The sequence below is a fragment of the Inquilinus sp. CA228 genome, from assembly GCF_052078665.1.
Taxonomy (GTDB): domain Bacteria; phylum Pseudomonadota; class Alphaproteobacteria; order DSM-16000; family Inquilinaceae; genus Inquilinus.
The window spans coordinates 22,385-40,695 of sequence record NZ_JBQJIK010000004.1; the positions used below are offsets into that span (position 1 = coordinate 22,385).

The following is an 18,311-nucleotide window of genomic DNA, read 5'->3' on the forward strand; positions in this document are numbered from 1 at the left end:
ATCCGCCTTCTTGGTCAGCGGCGCCGGTGCTCAGGGAGCGCCCGGGGCCGGAACCCAGTCGCCGCCCCGGATCTCGAGCATGTGGAAGGATTCGGTGCCGAGGCCGAGATGGTCGCCGGCGGACATGGTGTAGATGCCGGTGACGCCGACATGGCCGCTGGTCTGCTCGATCGCGTCGCGGATCTTCGCCGGCTCCGTCGAATCCGCCCGCCGGATCGCGTCCGCCAGCAGCTCGATGCCGTCGAAGGCATAGCCGCCGAAGGTGGAGACCGGCTGGCCGGTGGCCGCCTCATAGGCCATCTTGTACTTGGTCACGATGGCCTTCTGCGGGTCGGCGTCGGCCAGCTTGCCGGCGACCAGCAGCGCCGGGGCGGGCAGGCGCACGCCCTCGGCCGCGGGGCCGGCGAGCTCGATGAAGCTCTTCGAGGCGACCCCGTGCGACTGGTAGAGCGGCAGCTGGATGCCGAGCTGGGCATAGTTGCGCGTCACGATCGCCGGCCCCTGGCCGAAGCCGGGGTTGAGCACGGCCTGGACGCCCTCGGTGTTCTTGATCTTGTTGAGCTGCGGCGTCATGTCGGCGTCGGTCGGCCCATAGCTTTCGTCGACCAGGGCGCTGATGCCGAATTCGCCCATCACAGCCAGGCACTGGCCGCGCATCGACTTGCCGAAGCCGTCGGTGCCCGAGATCAGGGCGATCTTGGCGATGCCGCGCGCCTTCATGTCCTGGAAGATCTTCTGGCAGGCGGTCTTGTCGGTGTGCGGCGTCTTGAACACGAAGGCCCGCACCGGGTCGATGATCTCGATGCCGCCGGCCAGCGAGATGAAGGGGATGCCGGCATCCTCGAACACCGGGATCATCGCCATGGTGGTGCCGGTGGCGGTGCCGCCGACCATGGCCACGACCTCGTCGTCCTCGACCAGGCGGGTGGCGAAGGTGCGCGCCTTGTTGGCGTCGCCGCCGTCATCGTACAGCACCAGCTCGACCGGCCGGCCCAGCAGGCCGCCCTCCTTGTTGAGCGTCTCGACATAGAGCTTGAGCGTCCGCGCCTCCGGATCGCCCAGGAAGGCGGCAGGGCCGGTGGCGGACAGGACCGCGCCGATCTTCACGGGCTCGGCCGCGCCTGCACCGGCGCCTGGAAGGATGGCCGCGGCAGCGGCGATAAGGGCGGCTGCGCGCAGCAGCGGACCCGGAACGAGAAATGATCCCATGCGATGTCCCCTCCCAATAACCTGGCTCTTGGCCGGCGGTTGAAGCCGCTTCCTGATGGGCCGCCCGCCCTGATCGGCAGGATAGCTGCCTCAGCTTATGATTGACCGAACGATTGGTCAATCATTTGGTCGCGACCGCATTCAGTGGGCACATATGGGGCCAGGCCCGAGGGCTCGTCCGGGTTTCGCTCGATCGTCAGGCGCCCCAACGCAGCGCCGCCGTGTGCACCGGAGCGTCCCAGAGCCGGACCAGCTCGTCGTCGAGCCGTGACACGGTGATCGAGCAGCCGGCCATGTCGAGCGAGGTGACATAGCTGCCGACCAGCGAACGGGCGATGCGGATGCCGTGCTGCGCCAGGAGCCGGGCGGCGGCGTGGTAGACGAGATAGAGCTCCGCCGCCGGGGTGCCGCCGAAGCCGTTGACGAACAGCAGCACGTCTTGCCCTGCCACGTCGCCAAGGTCGCGCAGGATGGCGTCGACCAGCTCAGCCACGATGGCATCGGCCGGGGCCAGGGCGACGCGCCGGCGGCCCGGCTCGCCATGGATGCCGACGCCCATCTCGATCTCGTCCGCGCCGATGGCGAAGGTCGGCCGGCCGGCGGCCGGGACGGTGCAACTGGTCAGCGCCACGCCCATCGAGCGGGTGCGCCGGTTGACCCGGTCGCCCAGCGCCTTCAGGGCGGCGAGGTCGCGCCCCTCCTCGGCCGCGGCGCCGACGATCTTCTCTACCAGCAGGGTGCCGGCGACGCCGCGCCGCCCGGTCGAGTAGGACGAGGCCTCGACCGCGACGTCGTCGTCGGTGAGCACCGTCATGACCGGCCCGCCGATCATCTCGGCGGCCATCTCGAAGTTCATGACGTCGCCTTCGTAGTTCTTGACGATCAGCAGCAGCCCGGCGCCGCCGTCGACCGCGGCCTCGGCGGCTGCCATCTGGTCGGGCGTCGGCGAGGTGAAGATCTGGCCGGGGCAGGCCGCGTCCAGCATGCCGCGGCCGACGAAGCCAGCATGCAGCGGCTCATGCCCGCTGCCGCCGCCCGAGATCAGCGCCACCTTGCCCGGCGCCGGCCTGGCCCGGCGGATGAACCGGCACTCCCCGTCCAGGGCGACGATGTCGGCGTGGGCCGCGGCGAAGCCCTGCAGGCTTTCCGTCAGCACCGTCTCGACCGAATTGATCAGCTTCTTCATCGGTGCGTCCTCCCCTTCCTTGAGCTTACCGCGATTCAGCCGTCCTCGATCAGGCGGGCCACGCCATGGACCAGGTCGTCGACCAGGGCTTCGAGCTCGCGGTTCTTCCGGTCGCTGCCGAGATCCGGCAGGTAGAGGGTGTGGGCACGCACGCGCCGGTGCTCGCGGCCGGATTTCAGCCGGTGCGGATGCGCCCGCTCATAGGCCTCGAGGAAGCGCCGCCGGGCCTCCGGCGGGAAATGGCAGATGTCGAGGATGACGTCGATGTGGCTGGCCGGGATCGGCACCGGATAGGCCGGGCCGGTGATCTGGGTGACGAAGCTGCGGTTCTTGCCCAGCGCCGCGGCCAGGCGCGAACGGGTGCCGGACGGCCGGTTGTCCAGCACCTCCTTGAGGATGGTCTTGTAGGCCGCGACCGGGTCCTGGGGCAGCGCGTCCATGCCGGTCACGCCCGGGCAGCGGCGGCCGCGATCGCCGCCTTGGTGCGGGCGATTGCGGCCGGCGCCACCGACAGGCTGCGCAGCCCGGCGCGCAGCAGGGCGGGCACGAAGGCGGGGTCGCCGGCCATGTCGCCGCACAGGCTGACCTCGATCCCCCGCCGCGCCCCGGCCGCCGCGACCTCCGCGATCAGCCGCAGCACCGCGGGGTTGCCGGGGTCGGCGAGATCCGCCACCGCGCCGGTGTCGCGGGCGGCCGCGGTGACGTACTGGGTCAGGTCGTTGCTGCCGATCGACAGGAAATCGGCGGCGAAACGGTCGACCGCCAGCGCCGCGGCCGGCACCTCGACCATCATGCCGAGCGGCGGGCGCCGGGCCGAGATCCCGGCTGCCACGAGCTCCGCCACGGCCTCGTCGAGCATCCGGCGCGCGGCGTCCAGCTCGGCCGGCACGGTCACCATCGGGACCATGATCTTGAGCGGCCCGTGCACCGCGGCCCGCGCCAGGGCGCGGAGCTGGACCCGGAACGGCCCGGGCCGGGCCAGCGACAGCCGGATGCCGCGGGTGCCGAGGAAGGGGTTGCTCTCGCCGTCGACCGTCAGGCCGGGGATCGGCTTGTCGCCGCCGGCGTCGAGGGTGCGGATCGTCACCGGCCGCCCTTGCGCCCAGGCGACGATCCGGCCGTAGGCAGCGACCTGCCGCGCCTCGTCCGGCAGCCCGCCGCCGTGGAACAGGAACTCGGTGCGGACCAGGCCGACGCCGTCGCAGATCGCGGGGTCGATCCGGTCGAGCTCGGCCGGGTCGGCGAGGTTGATCAGCACCGCGACCGGGACGCCGTCGCGGGTGACGGCGGGCTGCCCGATCGTCGCCTCGGCCGCGCGCTCAGCGGCCTCGGCCGTGGCCATGCGCCGACGGAATTCGGTTCGCGCCTCCGGCGAAGGGTCGAGCCACACGGTGCCGGCCGAGCCGTCCACCATCGCCTCGGTCCCGCCGTCGAGCACCGCCGTGCCGAGGCCGACCACCATCGGCACGCCGCGGGACCGCGCCAGCATCGCCACATGACTGGTCGGACTGCCGGCGGCGAGCGCGATCGCACCGCCCGCGCTCCAATCAGTGGCGAGGAACCGCGACGGAGTCAGATCCGCCGCCACCAGCACCGCGCCGGACATCGGCGGCGCCTCGTCGACCGTGCCGGAGAGATGGCCCAGCACCCGGTCTCGAAGGTCCGACAGGTCGGCGATCCGGGCCCGGACATACTCCTCGCCGTCCTCATATCCGGCGATCTCGACCTCGACCGCCTGCCGCCAGGCCGTGTCGGCGGCGACGCCTGCGGCGATCAAGGCCAGGGCGGGCTCTCTCAGCGCCTCGTCCTCCAGCATCGCCACCTGGAACTCCAGGATCCCCGCGCCGTCCTCGCCGGTGGTTTCGGCCAGCGTCGCGAGATCGGCGATCGCGGCCTCGATCGCCGTGAGGAGATCATCCACCTCCCGCACCGGATCGCCGCTGAACCGCCGCGCCGCCGCGAGTGCGGCCAGCCGGACCACGGGTCCGATCGCAAGGCCCGGGGCGGCAGGACGGCCGGCGAGGTCAGACGGAGGCGGCATTCGGCACCGCCTCGTCGAAATCCCGCGCGACCAGGCCGATCAGCGCCTCGACTGCCGCGGCCGCGTCGGGGCCGGCGGCGCGGAAATGCAGCACGGTGTCCTTCGGCGCCTTGGTCGCCATCACCTTGACGATGCTCTTGGCGTCGATCCACGGGCCGGCCGCCGACGCCGCCAGCTCGACCCGCGCCCTGTAGGCCTTGGCCAGCTTGGTCAGCTTCACCGAAGGGCGCGCGTGCAGCCCGACCTCATGGGTCAGCAGCACCGTCCCGGATGCGTTCGGTTCCGTCATCGCCTGCCCGCCCACGCTCCGCGTCTCATTGCGGCGACAGCTCCTCCGCCATGCGCCGGACGTCGTCCAGCAGCGACCCGCCGGACGCCTCGGTCGCCGCGATCACCGCGCCCTCGACGATCGGCGCGTTGCAGATCGCGACGCGACCCCTACGCGCCTCCGGCAGCATCTCGACCGCCATCTCGCTGTTGGTCTCGGCGCCGCCGAGATCGACCAGGACGGCCACGCCGGCATCGGACCAAGCCTGGTCGATCGCCGCCAGGATGGCCCCGACGTCGGTGCCGAGCCCGCCATCGGGATTGCCGCCGCACCAGGCCAGCGGGACCTCGGGGCCGACCATCTGCCGTACCATGTCGGCGGTGCCCTTCGCCACGTCCGGCGAGTGCGACACGATGACGATGCCGACATTGCTCATGCTGCGCCCTCCAAGGCCTCGGTGACGGCGGCGACGATCAGCGCGCTGGAGCGCGCGCCGGGATCCATGTGGCCGATGCTGCGCGGCCCGAGGAAGGAGGCGCGGCCGCGGGTCGCCTGCATCGGCACCGTCGCTTCCGCCGCCTGGTCCGCGGCTTGGCGCAGGGCGGCGCCGAGCGGCCCGTCGGCCTCGGCCAGCGCCCGCTGCACCGGAGCCAGCACGTCCAGCATGGTCTTCTGCCCGGGTTCCGACTTGCCGCGGACCTGCACCGCGGCGATCGCGGCCGCCAGCGCCCGGGCCGCGTCGGCGCGGGTCGGGGCCGCCGGCAGCTCCTTGCCGAGGGCCAGGAACAGCGTGCCGTAGAGCGGGCCGGAGGCGCCGCCGACCTTCATCACCAGCGTGGTGCCGACCGCGCGCAGCGCCTCGGGCAGCGGCTTGGCCGCGGTGGCGTCGAGCTCGGCCAGCACCGCGCCGAAGCCGCGGCGCAGGTTGATGCCGTGGTCGCCGTCGCCGATGGCCTGGTCGAGGGTGGTCAGCTCCTCGGCATGCGCCACGATCCGCTCGGCCACCGCGCGGATCGTCGCCTTCAGGAGATCGGCCGGGACGTCCATGCTGCCTCTCATGCCGTGCGGATGCGGTTGCCGTCCGCATCGAAGAACAGGGGGGCGGCCAGCTCCAACCCGACCTCGTCGCCCGGGCGCAGCGCGGTGTCGGCCTCGACCAGCGACACCAGCCGCCGCTCGCCGATCAAGAGGTGCAGATAGGTCTGGTCGCCGAGATGCTCGATCCAGTCGACCCGGGCCCGGGCATGGCCGTTGGGCGGCCCGCGATGCACCTGCAGATGCTCGGTGCGGGCCCCGATCAGCCGGGCCGAAGCGGGCAGGCCGGGGCAGGGCATGAGGTCGTGCGGGATCAGGTTGATCCCGGGCTGGCCGAGCCGGGTGGCGACATGGGCGCTGACCGGATCGCCATAGATCTCGCGCGGGGTGCCGATCTGCACCAGGCGCCCGCGGTCGATCACGCCGATCCGGCTGGCCATGGTCATGGCCTCGATCTGGTCGTGGGTGACATAGAGGATGGTGGCGCCCAGGTCGCGCTGGATGTGCTTCAGCTCCAGCCGCAGATCGGCGCGCAGCTTGGCGTCGAGCGAGGACAGCGGCTCGTCCATCAGGAAGGCTTGCGGGTCGCGCACCAGGGCCCGGCCGATGGCGACGCGCTGCATCTCGCCGCCGGACAGCTTTGTCGCCTTGTTGCCGAGCTTGGGCGCGATCCGCAGCAGCTCCGCCACCGCCTCGACCCGCTTGCGGATCTCGCGCTCCGGCACCCGCCGGGTCGGCGAGCGCAGCGGGAAGGCGAGGTTGTCGTAGACCGTCAGATGCGGGTACAGCGAGTACTGCTGGAACACGAAAGTGATGTCGCGCGCCGCCGGGGGCCGGGCGCCGACATCGGTGCCGCCGATCAGGATCCGGCCGGCATCCGCCTGCTCCAGCCCGGCGATCAGGCGCAGCGTCGTGGTCTTGCCGGCGCCGGTCGGGCCCAGCAGCACCACGAACTCGCCGTCGCCGACGGTCAGGTCCAGGCCGTCGACCGCCACCAGCTCGCCGAAGCGCTTGGTCACGCCCTGCAGCGCCAGCTCAGCCATGGGCCCGGCCCTCCCCGTCATGAGCGGTGAGGATCGCGCGGCCGGTGGCGCCGTCGAACAGCGACAGCCGTTCCGCCGCCAGGCTCATCCGCACCGCCTCGCCGGCGCGGACCGGCGTTGCGGCCGGCAGCCGCGCCTTGATCGGGCCGCGCGGCGTGTCGATGGCGACGATCTGGGTGGTGCCGAGATATTCGGTGCCGAACACGGTGCCCTTGAGCGGCCCGGCCTCGTCGATCCGCACATGCTCGGGCCGCAGGCCCAGCACCAGCTCGCCCTCGGCCAAATCCTCGCGGATCTCCGGCACCGGGATCGCCATGCCGTCGATGGTGACGGTGCGGTCGCCGCGGACGACCCGGCCCTGGAACGGCAGGAACCCCATCGGCGGGCTGCCGATGAAGTCGGCCACGAACATGCTGGCCGGGCGCTCATAGATCTCGCGCGGCGTGCCGAACTGCTCGATCACGCCGCGGTTCATCACCGCGATCTTGTCGGCCATCGCCATGGCCTCGAGCTGGTCATGGGTGACATAGACCGTGGTCGCGCCCAGCCGGTTGTGCAGCCCCCGCAGCTCGCCGCACATCAGCGCCCGGAACTCGGTGTCGAGCGCGCCGAGCGGCTCGTCCATCAGGAAGGCCTGCGGCTCGCGCACCAGGGCGCGGCCCAGCGCCACACGCTGGCGGTCGCCGCCGGACAGGCCGGAGACCGGGCGGTCGAGCAGATGGTCGATGCGCAGGAGCCGCGCCGCCTCCTCGACCCGCCGCGCGATCTCCCGCGCCGGCATGCCCTGGCATTTCAGCGGGAAGCCGACGTTCCGGCGCACATTCATGTGCGGGTACAGGGCGAAGAGCTGGAACACGAAGGCGATGTCGCGCGCCCGGGCACGGTCGAAGGTGACGTCGCGGCCGCCGAGCAGGATGCGGCCGGCGGTCGGCAGCTCCAGCCCGGCGATCATGCGCAGCGTCGTGGTCTTGCCGCAGCCGGACGGGCCCAGCATGACGAAGAACTCGCCGTCGGCGACGGTGAAGCTGGAATCCCGCACCGCGGTGAAGTCGGCGAAGGCCTTGTGCAGATGCTCGACCCGGATCTCGGCCATGGCGTCCTCAATCCGGGAAGTGGCTGACGATGATGAAGCCGACCGTGCCGGCCAGGATCGTCACGAAGGACCAGGAGTACAGCGTCAGCGACAGCGGCTGCATCAGCATGACGATGCCGATGGCGATGGCCGCGGTCGCCGCCGCCTCCCACGGGCCGCGGCGGAACAGCCGGCGGCGCTTGGGAACGGGGAGGGGAGGGGCCGCGCTCATTTCCGCACCGCGCCGAAGGTGATGCCGCGCAGCAGGTGGCGCCGCAGCAGGATGGTGAAGACCAGGATCGGCACCAGGAAGATCGTCGTCCCGGCGGCCACGGCCGGCCAGTCCTGCCCGCCCTCGCCGATGATGATCGGGATGAAGGGCGGCGCGGTCTGGGCGGTGCCGGAGGTCAGCAGCACGGCGAAGGCGTATTCGTTCCAGGCGAAGATCAGGCAGAAGATCGCGGTCGCGGCGATGCCGGTCGCGGCCTGCGGCAGCACCACCTTCACGAAGGCCTGGAAGCGGGTGTAGCCATCGATCAGCGCCGCCTCCTCGTATTCGCGCGGGATCTCGTCGATGAAGCCCTTCAGCAGCCAGACCGCGAGCGAGACGTTGACCGAGGTGTAGAGCAGGATCATGCCCAGCCGCGTGTCGGAGAGGCCGATCTCGCGGTACATCAGGTAGATCGGGATGGCGACCGCGATCGGCGGCATCATCCGGGTCGACAGGATGAAGAACAGCAGGTCGTCCTTCAGCGGCACCCGGAAGCGCGAAAAGCCATAGGCCGCGAGCGTGCCCAGCGTCACCGCCAGCACGGTCGAGCCGAAGGCGATGATCAGCGAGTTGATGAAGCGCGGGATGTAGTTCGACGGCCCGGCGATCACCATGTTGCGCGACCGGGCTTCCTCCTCGCACATCCCCTGCGGCGGGCCCAGGCTCTGGATGAATTCCGGCGTCTGGCGGGTGCGGGTGGTGAACAGGTTGCAATAGCCCTCGACCGTGGGGCTGAACACCACCTTGGGCGGGTAGGAGATCGAATCCTGCGGCGACTTCAGCGAGGTCAGCCCGATCCACAGCAGCGGGATCATGGTGATCACCGCGTAGAGGATCACGACCGCGCCGGCGAAGCGGCGCCCGGCCGGCGTCGGCTCGACCACGGAATGGGCGGTGTTGGCGGCGCTCATCGCTGCTTCACCCGGTTGAGGGCCTTGACGTAGATATTGGCCAGGCCGAACACGCTGACGAACAGGATCACGGCGAAGGCTGAGGAATAGCCGGTGCGCCAGCTCTCGAAGGCGGCGCGCTTCAGCGTGATCGACGCCACCTCGGTGGTCGATCCCGGCCCCCCGCCCGTGAGCAGGTTGACCATGTCGAACATCTTGAAGTTCTCGATGCCGCGGAACAGCACCGCCAGCATGATGAAGGGCAGCGCCATCGGCACGGTGATCGACCAGAACTTCCGCCACACCGAGGCGCGGTCGACCTCCGCCGCCTCGTAGATGTAGTCGGGGATCGAGCGCAGCCCGGCCAGGCAGATCAGCATCACATAGGGCGTCCACATCCAGGCATCGACGATGATGATCGCCCAGGGGCTCAGGGTGACGTCGCCCAGCATCTGGAAGGATGACGGGTCGCCGCCGGTGAAGAAGGTGACCACATAGTTGAACAGCCCGATCTGCGGCTGGTACAGGAAGGTCCAGAAGTTCCCGACCACCGCCGGCGACAGCATCATCGGCAGCAGGATGATGGTGGTCCACATCCCGTGGCCGCGGAACTTCCTGTCGATCAGCATGGCCAGGGCGAAGCCCAGCAGCGTCTCGATCACGATCGTCCAGATCACGAAATGCGCCGTCACCTGCATCGCCGCCCAGATGTCGGGGTCGGTCAGGATGCGCTGGTACCAGTCGAGCCCGACCCAGTTGACCGCCGCGTTCGGCCGGTTGGCCCGGTAGTTCGTGAACGACAGATAGACCGTCCAGACCAGCGGGAAGATGTTGATCGCCAGCAGCAGCACGATGGTCGGTGTGATGAACAGCCAGGCGATCGCCTTGTCCGACAGGCCCCGGACCCGGCGCGCCACCCCGGTCGGGGTCGCCGCGGCGGCGCGGAGCGCAAGCTGGGTCGGCGTGCTCAGATCATTCATGGATCCGGACCGGTGGGTGGGGCGGGGGCTCGGATGGGCGGGGCCGGAGCCCCGCCCCGCGGTCGGGCTCAGATCTTGCCGTCCTCCTTGAAGACGTCGGCCCAGTCCTTGACCAAGGCGTCGAGCGCCTGCTGGGCGGTGCCCTGATTGGCGACGACATAGTCGTGGATGCGCTTCTGCTCGGCCTGCATCAGCTGGGCGTAGGACGGCTCGGCCCAGAAATCCTTGACCTCGCCCATCGCCTTCAGGAAGTCGGCGGCGAAGGGGGCGGTGGCGGTGAAGCCGGGGTCGTTCAGCACCGATTTGGCGCAGGAATAGCCGCCCAGCGCCCACCACTTCTTCTGCACCTCGGCGGTGGCGAACCACTTGATATAGGCCAGCGCCTGGTCCTGGTTCTTCGAATAGGAGACGACCGAGATGCCCTGCCCGCCGAGCTGCGAGCCATGCACCTTCTCGCCCGGGTTGACGAAGAAGCCGATCTTGTCGCCGCCCACATTCGGGTCCTTGTACAGGCCCGGGAAGAAGGCGAACCAGTTCATCTGCAGCGCCGCCTGGCCGGATTTGAAGGCGTCGAGATTCTCCTGCATGTAGGAGTTCGAATAGCCCGGCGGGGTGCAGCAGTCGTACAGCGCCTTGTAGGCCTCCAGCCCCTTCACCGCGTCGGCCGAGTTGACATGGCCTTCCATGTCATAGGGCTTGTCGGCGGCCTGGTACTGGAAGCCGTAGGGGTAGAGGAAGTTCGCCACCCCCATGGTGATGCCTTCCGAGCCGCGCTCGGTGAAGATCGCGGCGCCGTACACCTTCTTGCCGTCGATCTCGCGGCCCTGGAAGAACTGGGCGATGTCGTGCAGCTCGGACAGCGATTTCGGCACGTCGAGCTCGCGGCCGAATTTCTGCTTGAACTCGGCCTTCAGCTCCGGCCGCGCGAACCAGTCCTTGCGATAGGTCCAGCCCAGGGCATCACCCATCGCCGGCAGGGCCCAGTAGTTCGGCGTGTTCTTCGGCCATTCGGAATAGCCGACCACCGTCGCCGGCATGAAGTCGTCCATGCTGATGCCGTTCTTGTCGAAGAAGTCGTTCAGCTTGACGTAGTGGCCGTTCTCGGCCGAACCGCCGATCCACTGGGAATCGCCGATGATGACGTCGCACAGGGTGCCGTGCGAGTTCAGTTCGTTCAGCATCCGGTCGGCGAAGTTCGGCCAGGGCACGAATTCGAACTTCATCGGCGTGCCGGTCTTGGTGGTGAAGTCCTTCGACAGCTCGACCAGAGCATTGGCCGGGTCCCAGGCGGCCCAGCACAGCGTCAGCGGATTGGATTGAGCGTGGGCCTGCTGCATCGCGAGGCCGGCCAGCAAGGCCACGGCAGACACCGTCATCGTCACAACGGAGCGTCTCTTCATCGATGTCCTCCCCAGGATCGGCCTCTTGTGGAGGCCTGGTCCGGCTGGACACCCGACGGCATCTTCAGCCGGCTTGTTTCATTATTTGTTTAGTAACGCATGTTTCACTAAACATGGCAAGCGCGAGTTTTTCCCGGCCGAGCCGCGGGGCAGGCCGGGATGCCGAGATCCGATGATTCTTCCAGACCGGTTGGATTTCGGCGGGATATTCGGGCGGCTCCGGTGGCTTCGATCTTCCGGCGCACGGCATTGGTGTCATAGCCTTTGTCCCCATGCGCCAGATCGGCCGTGGTTCGACCAGACGCCTTTGGACGCTTCCCGAATATGAGTTGATCAGGCTCACGAGCCATCAACCAACAACACCAAAATCTTTCAAATTTCTCGTAACTGCAGCAAGCGGTATTTCCCGGATACAGGAATAGGGATTGTTCTGTTCAGTACATGTCGGCTTGTTAAAGCATGGATAGCAGGACGGTGGCTTGGCATTGCTTACGACTATCGTCCCGGGAGGAGTCCAAACAGTCGTAATATTTGCACCATAGATCATGATCGCCGGCGTCCCGATCGCGTGGGCGGTATGTACCCCGAAACTATCGAGACCGATCAGAACCCTGACATCTTCCAGGCTACGAAAAAATTCGGCCAGCGGCCCCGCGACGATCTCGGTGCCCGGATCGTCGGCGTCCGGTAAACAGCCCTCCAGATAGCTCCGATCCGACGGCGCACCGAATACCACCACTCTCAGGCCGCTGGCGCGGATCATAGCGATCAACGCGCGCCAGTGCTCCTGGGGCCATAGCTTGCATTCCTGGCTTGCTGTCGGCTGAATGCCGATCCTGTCGCTACCGGAGCGATGGGCATACGGCTTGCCGGAAGCATCGTACAATCGGGAATGCGCCGGCACCATGGCGCCCAGAGCCGTCGCGACGCGTTGGATCGACGAATAGCTACTAGGATCATTGGCAGGCGCCATAATCAGGTGCGGGACGAATTTCTCGCCGCCGGTCCGGACGATCTTTGCCTGAGGATGGCCGTGCGCCCAGGTGATGCTGGTATTTCCGGAGGGCGAGATCGCCCATCCAAGCAGATTTTCCCGAAAGTCGCCCACGACATTGACCACCCGGTCGAAGCGCTTCAGCCGGAGCGCTGCCACGGTCCAAGCGAGTTTCATCGCGGCTTTGAACCCAAAATTCTTAGCCGTGCCCATCGGAAACGACGCGTAGAAGATCTCCGAAATCAAGGGGTTGCTGGAATAGAGCTCACGGAACTGCGGACGAGTGAGGACGGAAATCTCCGCGCTCGGCTCCGAGCGCCCAAGCGCTTCTATCAAGCCGGTCTGGACGACCGCATCTCCCAGATTGCGGGCCTGGACAACAAGAATACGTCTTTTGGCCATGCTATTTTTTTCTCTACCGGGACCTTGATCAATCGGCGGCTGCAAGGCGCCAAATATGCCTTTCGCGCTCAAAAAATCAATTGGAAGGTGCCGCCACGCGCTTCGGCAACTCGCCCCTTGGCGTCATAATCAATGGGGGGATCGACTGCCCCTCTGAAGCCGGCACTGAATGCGCGTGGATGCCATGCTCTTAAGTGTCATCCGGCTCGACCCGGAGCTTTCCTCACCATGCTCCGGGTCGGACCATTGTCAGCCGCAGTTCCCGATTCACCAGGACTTGTTCGCTTCGGAGAGATCGGATCGGTGACCGGTTACATCCTATGACTTGGTTTGAACAGCCGTGACGCGGACGTCGTTGCTGGACAGCGCCCCCTCATGCACCAGCAGGCCGATGCCGCCGTCGCGGAACGCCTCCCCCGACCCGTCCCGGGCCTCGAGGGTCACGCCGCCGATCCGGCAGGTGATCCGGTCGCCCTCCGCCGCGACCTCGATGTCGTAGCTTCGCTCCAGCGACCAGGCGAAAGCGGTCTCGGCCAGCACCGTCCGCTCCTCGTCGCGCTGGCGGACGAGGCGCAGCATGCCGTCGCGCGACAGCAGCGCCGCATAGTAGCGCCGCAGCCCCTGCACCCGGACGGCGACGCCGGCCTCGCGGCCGAGATGGATCATCACATCGGCGGCGACCCGGTAGTCGGTCCATTGCCGGGTGCCGTGGATGATGATGCCCTCGCCGCGATCCTGCGAGATCCGGAACGACGGCGGGAAGCGCTTGGAGAAGAAGCTGACGCCGTTGACCCAGGCCTGGCGCCAGAAGTCGCCGGTCTCGGCCGGCCGGCGCAGATGCAGGTCCGGCGCGCCGTCGAAGCGCAGATGGTCCACGACCACCGCGCCGTCGGCGCGGGGGCCGGCCGCGGCGATGACGAAGCCGGCCTCGGCGATCGGCTGGCCGCCCATATCGGGCAGCACCCAGGACAGGTCGGCGTCGCGTCCCGGCGCCAGCCGGACCGGCGCGCCGTCGACGGTCCGCAGCGTGTCCTGGTCGGTATAGACCTTGAGGCGCAGCGCCACCGTGACCTCGCCTGCATTGCCCGGCTCGGCCGCGACCAGGGCCGAGAGCGTCTGGCCGGGATAGAGCAGCGGCGTCGCCATCAGCTCGTAGGTCCGCATGGCCGCGACCTCGGGCGGGCTGAAGGTCGGCGTGGCCGCCGCCGCGGCCTGGCCGGGGCCGAGGCCGCGATAGCGCAGCGCCAAAGCGCGGCCGCCCGGCACCACGACATTCTCCAGATCCAGCCGCTCGACCAGGCCGTGGCCGCGCTCCGGCCGGAAGCCCTGGACGCTGCCGGGCAGCGAGAAGTGGAACTGGGCGCCATCCTTCGGCGCGGCGATATCCGGCCCGCCGGCCAGGCGGCTGCCCAGCCCGGCCAGCTGGTAGGCGACGCGGACGGCGTCGTTGATGGCGTTGCCGCCATCGGCCGAGGAGATCAGCATGCGGTCGGCCAGCGGGCCGCGCCAATCCGGGCCCGCCTCGATCCCGTCCAACCCATGCATGATGCCGATCAGGCAGCCGACATTGCCGGCGTTGCAGTCGGTGTCCCAGCCCGAGGTGTTGACGATCATCTGGGCGCGCTGGAAGTCGTCCGGCGCGTACAGCACCGCCATGATCATCAGCGCATGGTTGGGCACGACATGGCAGTTGCCCGGGTATTTGTCGTAGCCGTAGCGCTCCTCGATCCGCTGCCGGGTGTCGTGCCAGTCCGGGTGCTCGCGATGCCAGGCGCGGATGTCGGCGATCAGCGCCGCGATCCGGCTGTCCTTCGGGATCTGCGCCAGGCCGGTGTCGATCAAATGGTCGATGTCGGCGGAGACGAAGGCCTCGGCCTCCATCGCCGCCCACAGCACGGCCGCATGCACGGATTCGCCGTCATGGCTGACCTTGCCGGCCTGTTCGGCGAGACGGGCGGCGAGAGCGGGCTGGCCGGGCGCCACCATGGCCCAGCCGTCAATGAAGATCTGGGCGCCGATCTGCTCCGCCACGGTCGTGCCGTTCTCCGCGATCGACCCGCTGGCCGGGGCCGCCACGCCGCGCTTCAGGTTCAGCCAGGCGGTGTGCTCGGTCGAATTGCCGTTGCCGCCCCACCACAGCACCGAGCGGTGCTCGACCAGGTAGTTCAGCCAGGTCTTGCCGATCGCCTCGGCCGACAGGTCCGGCGACACCCCGTAATCCTCGAGCGCGCGGACGAAGGTGAAGGTGCCGGCGACGTCGTCGTCGGTCACCACCAGCGGCACGCCCAGCCGGTCGTGCACATAGTATTCGATCGGGCCGAGCTCCTGCATGATCCGCTGGTAGGTCCAGCCCTCGAAGGGCCGGCCGACATAGACGCCGATCAGCTTGCCCAGCACGCCGGCATAGACGCGCTCGAGATAGTCGTTGGGCAGGGCGACTGTGCTCATGGGGGAACTCCCGGTTGGGGTGGTGGCGCTCAGCCCTTGACCGAGCCGCCGGCCATGCCTTCGATGAAGCGGCGCTGCAGCACCAGGAACAGGACGACGATCGGCAGCACGACGATCAGGGCCGCGGCCATGATCTCGCCCCAGTCGGAGCTGTACTGGCCGGACAGCAGGAAGAACGAGACCACGGCGGTCAGCTTGTCCTGGCGCTGCAGGAAGGTCGTGGCGATCAGGAACTCGTTCCAGGAATAGAGGCCGATGATCAGCGCCACGGTGACGATGCCGGGCGAGACCATCGGCAGCATCACCCGGGTGAAGACCTGCCAGGACGAGGCGCCGTCGACCGTCGCCGCCTCCTCGATCTCGCGCGGCACGGCCTGGAAATAGGTGTGCAGCAGCATGATCGCGAACGGGCTGTAGATCGCGGTGTAGACCAGCGCCACGGCGAAGACGTTGTTGATCAGCCCGAGCTTGGCGAAGCCGAAATACAGCGGGAACAGGAACAGCTGGATCGGCGCCGTGACCGACCCAAGCAGGTAGAAGGTGACCAGCTTCCAGTGCCGGATCTTGCGCCGCGCCAGCGCATAGGCCGCGGCCGATCCGGTGGTGCAGACCAGCAGGATGGTCAGCCCGGTTAGCAGCGCCGAATTGACGAAGGTCTGGCTGAAGCGGGCGTCCTTCCAGGCGCGGGCGAAGTTGTCCCAGCGGATCGTCTGCGGCAGCGCCAGCGGGTTTAGCACGATCTCCGGCGCGGATTTCAGCGCGTTCAGCACCAGCAGCGCGATCGGGAACAGGGCGGTGAACGCGCCGATGCCGAGCACGACATAGCTGACGGTCAGGGTGGTACGGCTTTCGACCAGCCTCACGGTGTGCCGTCCTTCGCCTGCAGGCGAATGTAGAAGTAGGTGGCGACCAGGCCGAAGGCGCTGATCACGAGGGCGGTGGCGGCGGCCTGGCCGACATTCAGGTCGTAGAACGCCTTGCGGTAGGCCAGGGTCGACAGCACCTCGCTGGAGAAGGCCGGCCCGCCCTGGGTCAGGATGTAGACGAAGTCGAACACCAGGAACGACCAGATCACGGTCATGATCATCATCAGGGTGATGGTCGGGCGGATCGCCGGCAGCAGCACGTAGCGCATCATCTGGAAGAACTTCGCGCCCTCCAGCCGCGCCGCCTCGATCTGCTCCTGCGGCACCTGGCGCAGCGCGGCGAAGAAGATGACGCAGAGGAAGCCCCACCAGTGCCACAGGTCGACGGTGGCGACGCCGAACAGGGCCCGCGACGGTTGCGCCAGGGGGTTGGTGATCGGCAGGCCGGTCTTCTGCAGCAGGCCGAACACGCCGGTGACGGGGCTGTAGATCATGCCCTGCCAGATCCGGGCGGTGATCGCCGTGGCGATGATCACCGGCAGGAAATAGACCACCTGGAAGAAGGTGCTGCCGCGCCGCGCCACCAGCAGCATGGCGGCGGCCAAGAGGCCCATGGCGATCGGCACCACCAGGAAGATCCCGGTCCAGATCAGGTTGTTCAGCAGGGCCGACCAGAACACGCCGTCGGCGGCCAGGGCCTCGAAATTGCCCAGGCCGATGAACACCGGCGCCGAGATCCCGTCCCAGCTGAAGAACGCCAGGGCGATGGTCAGCAGCGCCGGCACCAGGATCACGGCGACGTTGATCGCCAGGGTCGGCAGGAGATAGAGCCACATCGCGGCGTGCCCCCGGGTCTCAGCGGGCCGGGACGGCCGGGACCTTGCCCTGCGCCTTCTCCTGCTGGAAGGTCTGGTCCAGCTTCTCCAGGAACTGGGCGGTGGTGATCCGGCCCAGCCACACCTCCTCGACGCCGCTCACCACATAGGTGTCGGTGGCCGGCGGCAGGAATGTCCAGGTGGTGTAACCGTACCGGCCGTCGGCGACCGCGGCCGACAGCGTCTTCATCGTGTCGGTGTAGAGCGGCGACACGGTGTCGGCCATCTTGACCTTGGACAGGTCCTTCAGCGGCGTGTTCCATTCGCCCTGCCAGACTGCGTTGATCTGGCTGTAGAAGTCATCGCTGAACACCCGGTCGATGACGGCGGCCGCGCCATCCGGGTTCTGCGCGGTGGCGGCGATCGAGAAGGTCGAGCCGATGCCCAGCGCGTAGATCGGGGAGGGCACGCCGTCGGCGCTCGGGAAGCCGGCGAAGGCGGGCTCGGGGTTGTTGGCAGGGAAGTATGTGGGCACGTAGGAGAAGTTCCAGGTGCCGGTCGGCGCCATCCCGGCCTGGCCGGTCGCGACCTGGGCGAAGGCCTGCTCGCCGGTCAGCGAGAAGTAGTTCGGCCCGAAATACCCCGCCTGCCACCACTTGTTGAGCGTGTCGATCGACCGGACGAAGGGCTCGGCGGTCCACGGGATCTGGCCGGTCAGCGCCTTGTAGAGATTGTCCGGGCCGGCGATCGAGTTGAACGCGATCGAGACGTACCACTCATTCGCCGGGCGCCAGTCGGCATTGCCGACCGCGAACGGCACGATCCCCTTCGCCTTCATCGCCTCGGCCAGGGTCTCCAGCTCGGCGATCGTCTTCGGCGGCTGCCAGCCATTCTCGTCGAACAGGGTCTTGTTGTAGAACAGGCCCAGCGTCTCATAGGTCTTCGGCAGGGCGTACAGCTTGCCGTTGTACCGGCCGAGATCGAGGAAGACCGGCAGCAGGCGGTCGTTCCAGCCCAGCTTGGCGGCATAGTCGTCGAGCGGCAGCAGCTGCCCGGCCTGGGCCATCGCGGCGACATAGCTGGGGCCGGCGGTGAAGACGATGTCCGGCGCGGCGCCGGACAGCAGCGCCACGCGCAGCTGCTTGTCCAGCTCCGCCCCCCGGAAGTCGATCGAGAGCTCCTGGTCCGGATGGGCGGCGTTGAACGGGTCGACCAGCAGCGCCTGCAGTTGGTCACGGTTCTGCGGGGTGGCGGTCTCGTACCACCAGGAGATCGGCTTGCGGTCCTGGGCCGGCGCCGGCGCGGCAGTCAGCGCGGCGGCGAGAAAACCGGTCGCCATGGCGAGACATTTCAGATTCGACATGTGCTCCTCCCTGGAATTCTTGGCCTGG

The 18,311-nt window shown here is 68.5% G+C and carries 18 protein-coding genes and 1 pseudogene; all 19 read right to left on the reverse strand.

The window, feature by feature from the left end; translation table 11 throughout:
• Positions 1 to 30: 30 nt before the first annotated feature.
• The 19 genes and pseudogenes from ACTOWL_RS02620 to ACTOWL_RS02710 all read right to left on the reverse strand — a co-directional run bounded on the left by ACTOWL_RS02620 (position 31) and on the right by ACTOWL_RS02710 (position 18,283).
• A complete protein-coding gene (locus ACTOWL_RS02620; protein WP_441319630.1) occupies positions 31 to 1,107 on the reverse strand; it encodes an ABC transporter substrate-binding protein in 1,077 nt (358 codons plus the stop codon).
• Between the two features lie 298 nt (positions 1,108 to 1,405).
• Complete coding sequence (gene dhaK, locus ACTOWL_RS02625) at positions 1,406 to 2,395, reverse strand: dihydroxyacetone kinase subunit DhaK (protein WP_441319631.1); 990 nt, start codon at positions 2,393 to 2,395, stop codon at positions 1,406 to 1,408.
• A 35-nt stretch (positions 2,396 to 2,430) separates the two neighbouring features.
• Complete coding sequence (locus tag ACTOWL_RS02630; RefSeq protein WP_441319632.1) at positions 2,431 to 2,835, reverse strand: hypothetical protein; 405 nt, start codon at positions 2,833 to 2,835, stop codon at positions 2,431 to 2,433.
• A gap of 5 nt (positions 2,836 to 2,840) precedes the next feature.
• Entirely contained in the window at positions 2,841 to 4,436 is a 1,596-nt protein-coding gene (ptsP, locus tag ACTOWL_RS02635; RefSeq protein WP_441319633.1) for a phosphoenolpyruvate--protein phosphotransferase, read from the reverse strand.
• On the reverse strand, positions 4,420 to 4,725 hold the full coding sequence (locus tag ACTOWL_RS02640; RefSeq protein WP_441319634.1) for an HPr family phosphocarrier protein: 306 nt from the start codon (positions 4,723 to 4,725) through the stop codon (positions 4,420 to 4,422). Before ACTOWL_RS02640 ends, ptsP begins: the two co-directional genes overlap by 17 nt.
• 25 nt (positions 4,726 to 4,750) lie before the next feature.
• The gene (dhaM, locus tag ACTOWL_RS02645; protein ID WP_441319635.1) at positions 4,751 to 5,140 is read right to left on the reverse strand and encodes a dihydroxyacetone kinase phosphoryl donor subunit DhaM; all 390 of its coding nucleotides are present in this window, start codon (positions 5,138 to 5,140) and stop codon (positions 4,751 to 4,753) included.
• Positions 5,137 to 5,751: a dihydroxyacetone kinase subunit DhaL gene (gene dhaL / locus ACTOWL_RS02650; protein ID WP_441319636.1), complete on the reverse strand. Its 615-nt coding sequence runs from the start codon at positions 5,749 to 5,751 to the stop codon at positions 5,137 to 5,139. The genes dhaM and dhaL overlap by 4 nt, the downstream gene beginning before the upstream one ends.
• An 8-nt stretch (positions 5,752 to 5,759) precedes the next feature.
• Positions 5,760 to 6,782, reverse strand: a complete 1,023-nt coding sequence (locus ACTOWL_RS02655; RefSeq protein WP_441319637.1) for an ABC transporter ATP-binding protein — start codon at positions 6,780 to 6,782, stop codon at positions 5,760 to 5,762.
• A complete protein-coding gene (locus ACTOWL_RS02660; RefSeq protein ID WP_441319638.1) occupies positions 6,775 to 7,875 on the reverse strand; it encodes an ABC transporter ATP-binding protein in 1,101 nt (366 codons plus the stop codon). The genes ACTOWL_RS02655 and ACTOWL_RS02660 overlap by 8 nt, the downstream gene beginning before the upstream one ends.
• Before the next feature lie 7 nt (positions 7,876 to 7,882).
• A complete protein-coding gene (locus ACTOWL_RS02665; RefSeq protein WP_441319639.1) occupies positions 7,883 to 8,086 on the reverse strand; it encodes a hypothetical protein in 204 nt (67 codons plus the stop codon).
• Positions 8,083 to 9,036: a carbohydrate ABC transporter permease gene (locus ACTOWL_RS02670; RefSeq protein WP_441319640.1), complete on the reverse strand. Its 954-nt coding sequence runs from the start codon at positions 9,034 to 9,036 to the stop codon at positions 8,083 to 8,085. The genes ACTOWL_RS02665 and ACTOWL_RS02670 overlap by 4 nt, the downstream gene beginning before the upstream one ends.
• Positions 9,033 to 9,995 carry a carbohydrate ABC transporter permease gene (locus tag ACTOWL_RS02675; RefSeq protein WP_441319641.1) on the reverse strand — a complete coding sequence of 321 codons (963 nt, stop codon included), beginning with the start codon at positions 9,993 to 9,995 and terminating at the stop codon, positions 9,033 to 9,035. Before ACTOWL_RS02675 ends, ACTOWL_RS02670 begins: the two co-directional genes overlap by 4 nt.
• Before the next feature lie 68 nt (positions 9,996 to 10,063).
• Entirely contained in the window at positions 10,064 to 11,395 is a 1,332-nt protein-coding gene (locus tag ACTOWL_RS02680) for an ABC transporter substrate-binding protein (protein ID WP_441319642.1), read from the reverse strand.
• A gap of 186 nt (positions 11,396 to 11,581) precedes the next feature.
• Positions 11,582 to 11,679, reverse strand: a pseudogene (locus ACTOWL_RS02685) (IS5/IS1182 family transposase); the annotation flags it as partial.
• 65 nt (positions 11,680 to 11,744) lie between these two features.
• Positions 11,745 to 12,791, reverse strand: coding sequence for a glycosyltransferase family 9 protein (locus tag ACTOWL_RS02690; protein ID WP_441319643.1), 1,047 nt, complete (start codon positions 12,789 to 12,791; stop codon positions 11,745 to 11,747).
• 318 nt (positions 12,792 to 13,109) lie between these two features.
• On the reverse strand, positions 13,110 to 15,239 hold the full coding sequence (locus tag ACTOWL_RS02695; protein WP_441319644.1) for an ADP-ribosylglycohydrolase family protein: 2,130 nt from the start codon (positions 15,237 to 15,239) through the stop codon (positions 13,110 to 13,112).
• A 29-nt stretch (positions 15,240 to 15,268) separates the two neighbouring features.
• On the reverse strand, positions 15,269 to 16,102 hold the full coding sequence (locus ACTOWL_RS02700) for a carbohydrate ABC transporter permease (RefSeq protein WP_441319645.1): 834 nt from the start codon (positions 16,100 to 16,102) through the stop codon (positions 15,269 to 15,271).
• Positions 16,099 to 16,941: a carbohydrate ABC transporter permease gene (locus ACTOWL_RS02705; RefSeq protein ID WP_441319646.1), complete on the reverse strand. Its 843-nt coding sequence runs from the start codon at positions 16,939 to 16,941 to the stop codon at positions 16,099 to 16,101. The genes ACTOWL_RS02700 and ACTOWL_RS02705 overlap by 4 nt, the downstream gene beginning before the upstream one ends.
• Before the next feature lie 19 nt (positions 16,942 to 16,960).
• Complete coding sequence (locus ACTOWL_RS02710) at positions 16,961 to 18,283, reverse strand: ABC transporter substrate-binding protein (RefSeq protein WP_441319647.1); 1,323 nt, start codon at positions 18,281 to 18,283, stop codon at positions 16,961 to 16,963.
• Between the last annotated feature and the right edge of the window lie 28 nt (positions 18,284 to 18,311).

Excerpts from the sequence above, each read along its gene's own strand:
- dhaK (WP_441319631.1), bottom strand. The coding sequence starts at position 2,395 with ATGAAGAAGCTGATCAATTCGGTCGAGACGGTGCTGACGGAAAGCCTG.
- ACTOWL_RS02630 (WP_441319632.1), bottom strand. The coding sequence starts at position 2,835 with ATGGACGCGCTGCCCCAGGACCCGGTCGCGGCCTACAAGACCATCCTC.
- ptsP (WP_441319633.1), bottom strand. The coding sequence starts at position 4,436 with ATGCCGCCTCCGTCTGACCTCGCCGGCCGTCCTGCCGCCCCGGGCCTT.
- ACTOWL_RS02640 (WP_441319634.1), bottom strand. The coding sequence starts at position 4,725 with ATGACGGAACCGAACGCATCCGGGACGGTGCTGCTGACCCATGAGGTC.
- dhaM (WP_441319635.1), bottom strand. The coding sequence starts at position 5,140 with ATGAGCAATGTCGGCATCGTCATCGTGTCGCACTCGCCGGACGTGGCG.
- dhaL (WP_441319636.1), bottom strand. The coding sequence starts at position 5,751 with ATGGACGTCCCGGCCGATCTCCTGAAGGCGACGATCCGCGCGGTGGCC.
- ACTOWL_RS02655 (WP_441319637.1), bottom strand. The coding sequence starts at position 6,782 with ATGGCTGAGCTGGCGCTGCAGGGCGTGACCAAGCGCTTCGGCGAGCTG.
- ACTOWL_RS02660 (WP_441319638.1), bottom strand. The coding sequence starts at position 7,875 with ATGGCCGAGATCCGGGTCGAGCATCTGCACAAGGCCTTCGCCGACTTC.
- ACTOWL_RS02665 (WP_441319639.1), bottom strand. The coding sequence starts at position 8,086 with ATGAGCGCGGCCCCTCCCCTCCCCGTTCCCAAGCGCCGCCGGCTGTTC.
- ACTOWL_RS02670 (WP_441319640.1), bottom strand. The coding sequence starts at position 9,036 with ATGAGCGCCGCCAACACCGCCCATTCCGTGGTCGAGCCGACGCCGGCC.
- ACTOWL_RS02675 (WP_441319641.1), bottom strand. The coding sequence starts at position 9,995 with ATGAATGATCTGAGCACGCCGACCCAGCTTGCGCTCCGCGCCGCCGCG.
- ACTOWL_RS02680 (WP_441319642.1), bottom strand. The coding sequence starts at position 11,395 with ATGAAGAGACGCTCCGTTGTGACGATGACGGTGTCTGCCGTGGCCTTG.
- ACTOWL_RS02690 (WP_441319643.1), bottom strand. The coding sequence starts at position 12,791 with ATGGCCAAAAGACGTATTCTTGTTGTCCAGGCCCGCAATCTGGGAGAT.
- ACTOWL_RS02695 (WP_441319644.1), bottom strand. The coding sequence starts at position 15,239 with ATGAGCACAGTCGCCCTGCCCAACGACTATCTCGAGCGCGTCTATGCC.
- ACTOWL_RS02705 (WP_441319646.1), bottom strand. The coding sequence starts at position 16,941 with ATGTGGCTCTATCTCCTGCCGACCCTGGCGATCAACGTCGCCGTGATC.
- ACTOWL_RS02710 (WP_441319647.1), bottom strand. The coding sequence starts at position 18,283 with ATGTCGAATCTGAAATGTCTCGCCATGGCGACCGGTTTTCTCGCCGCC.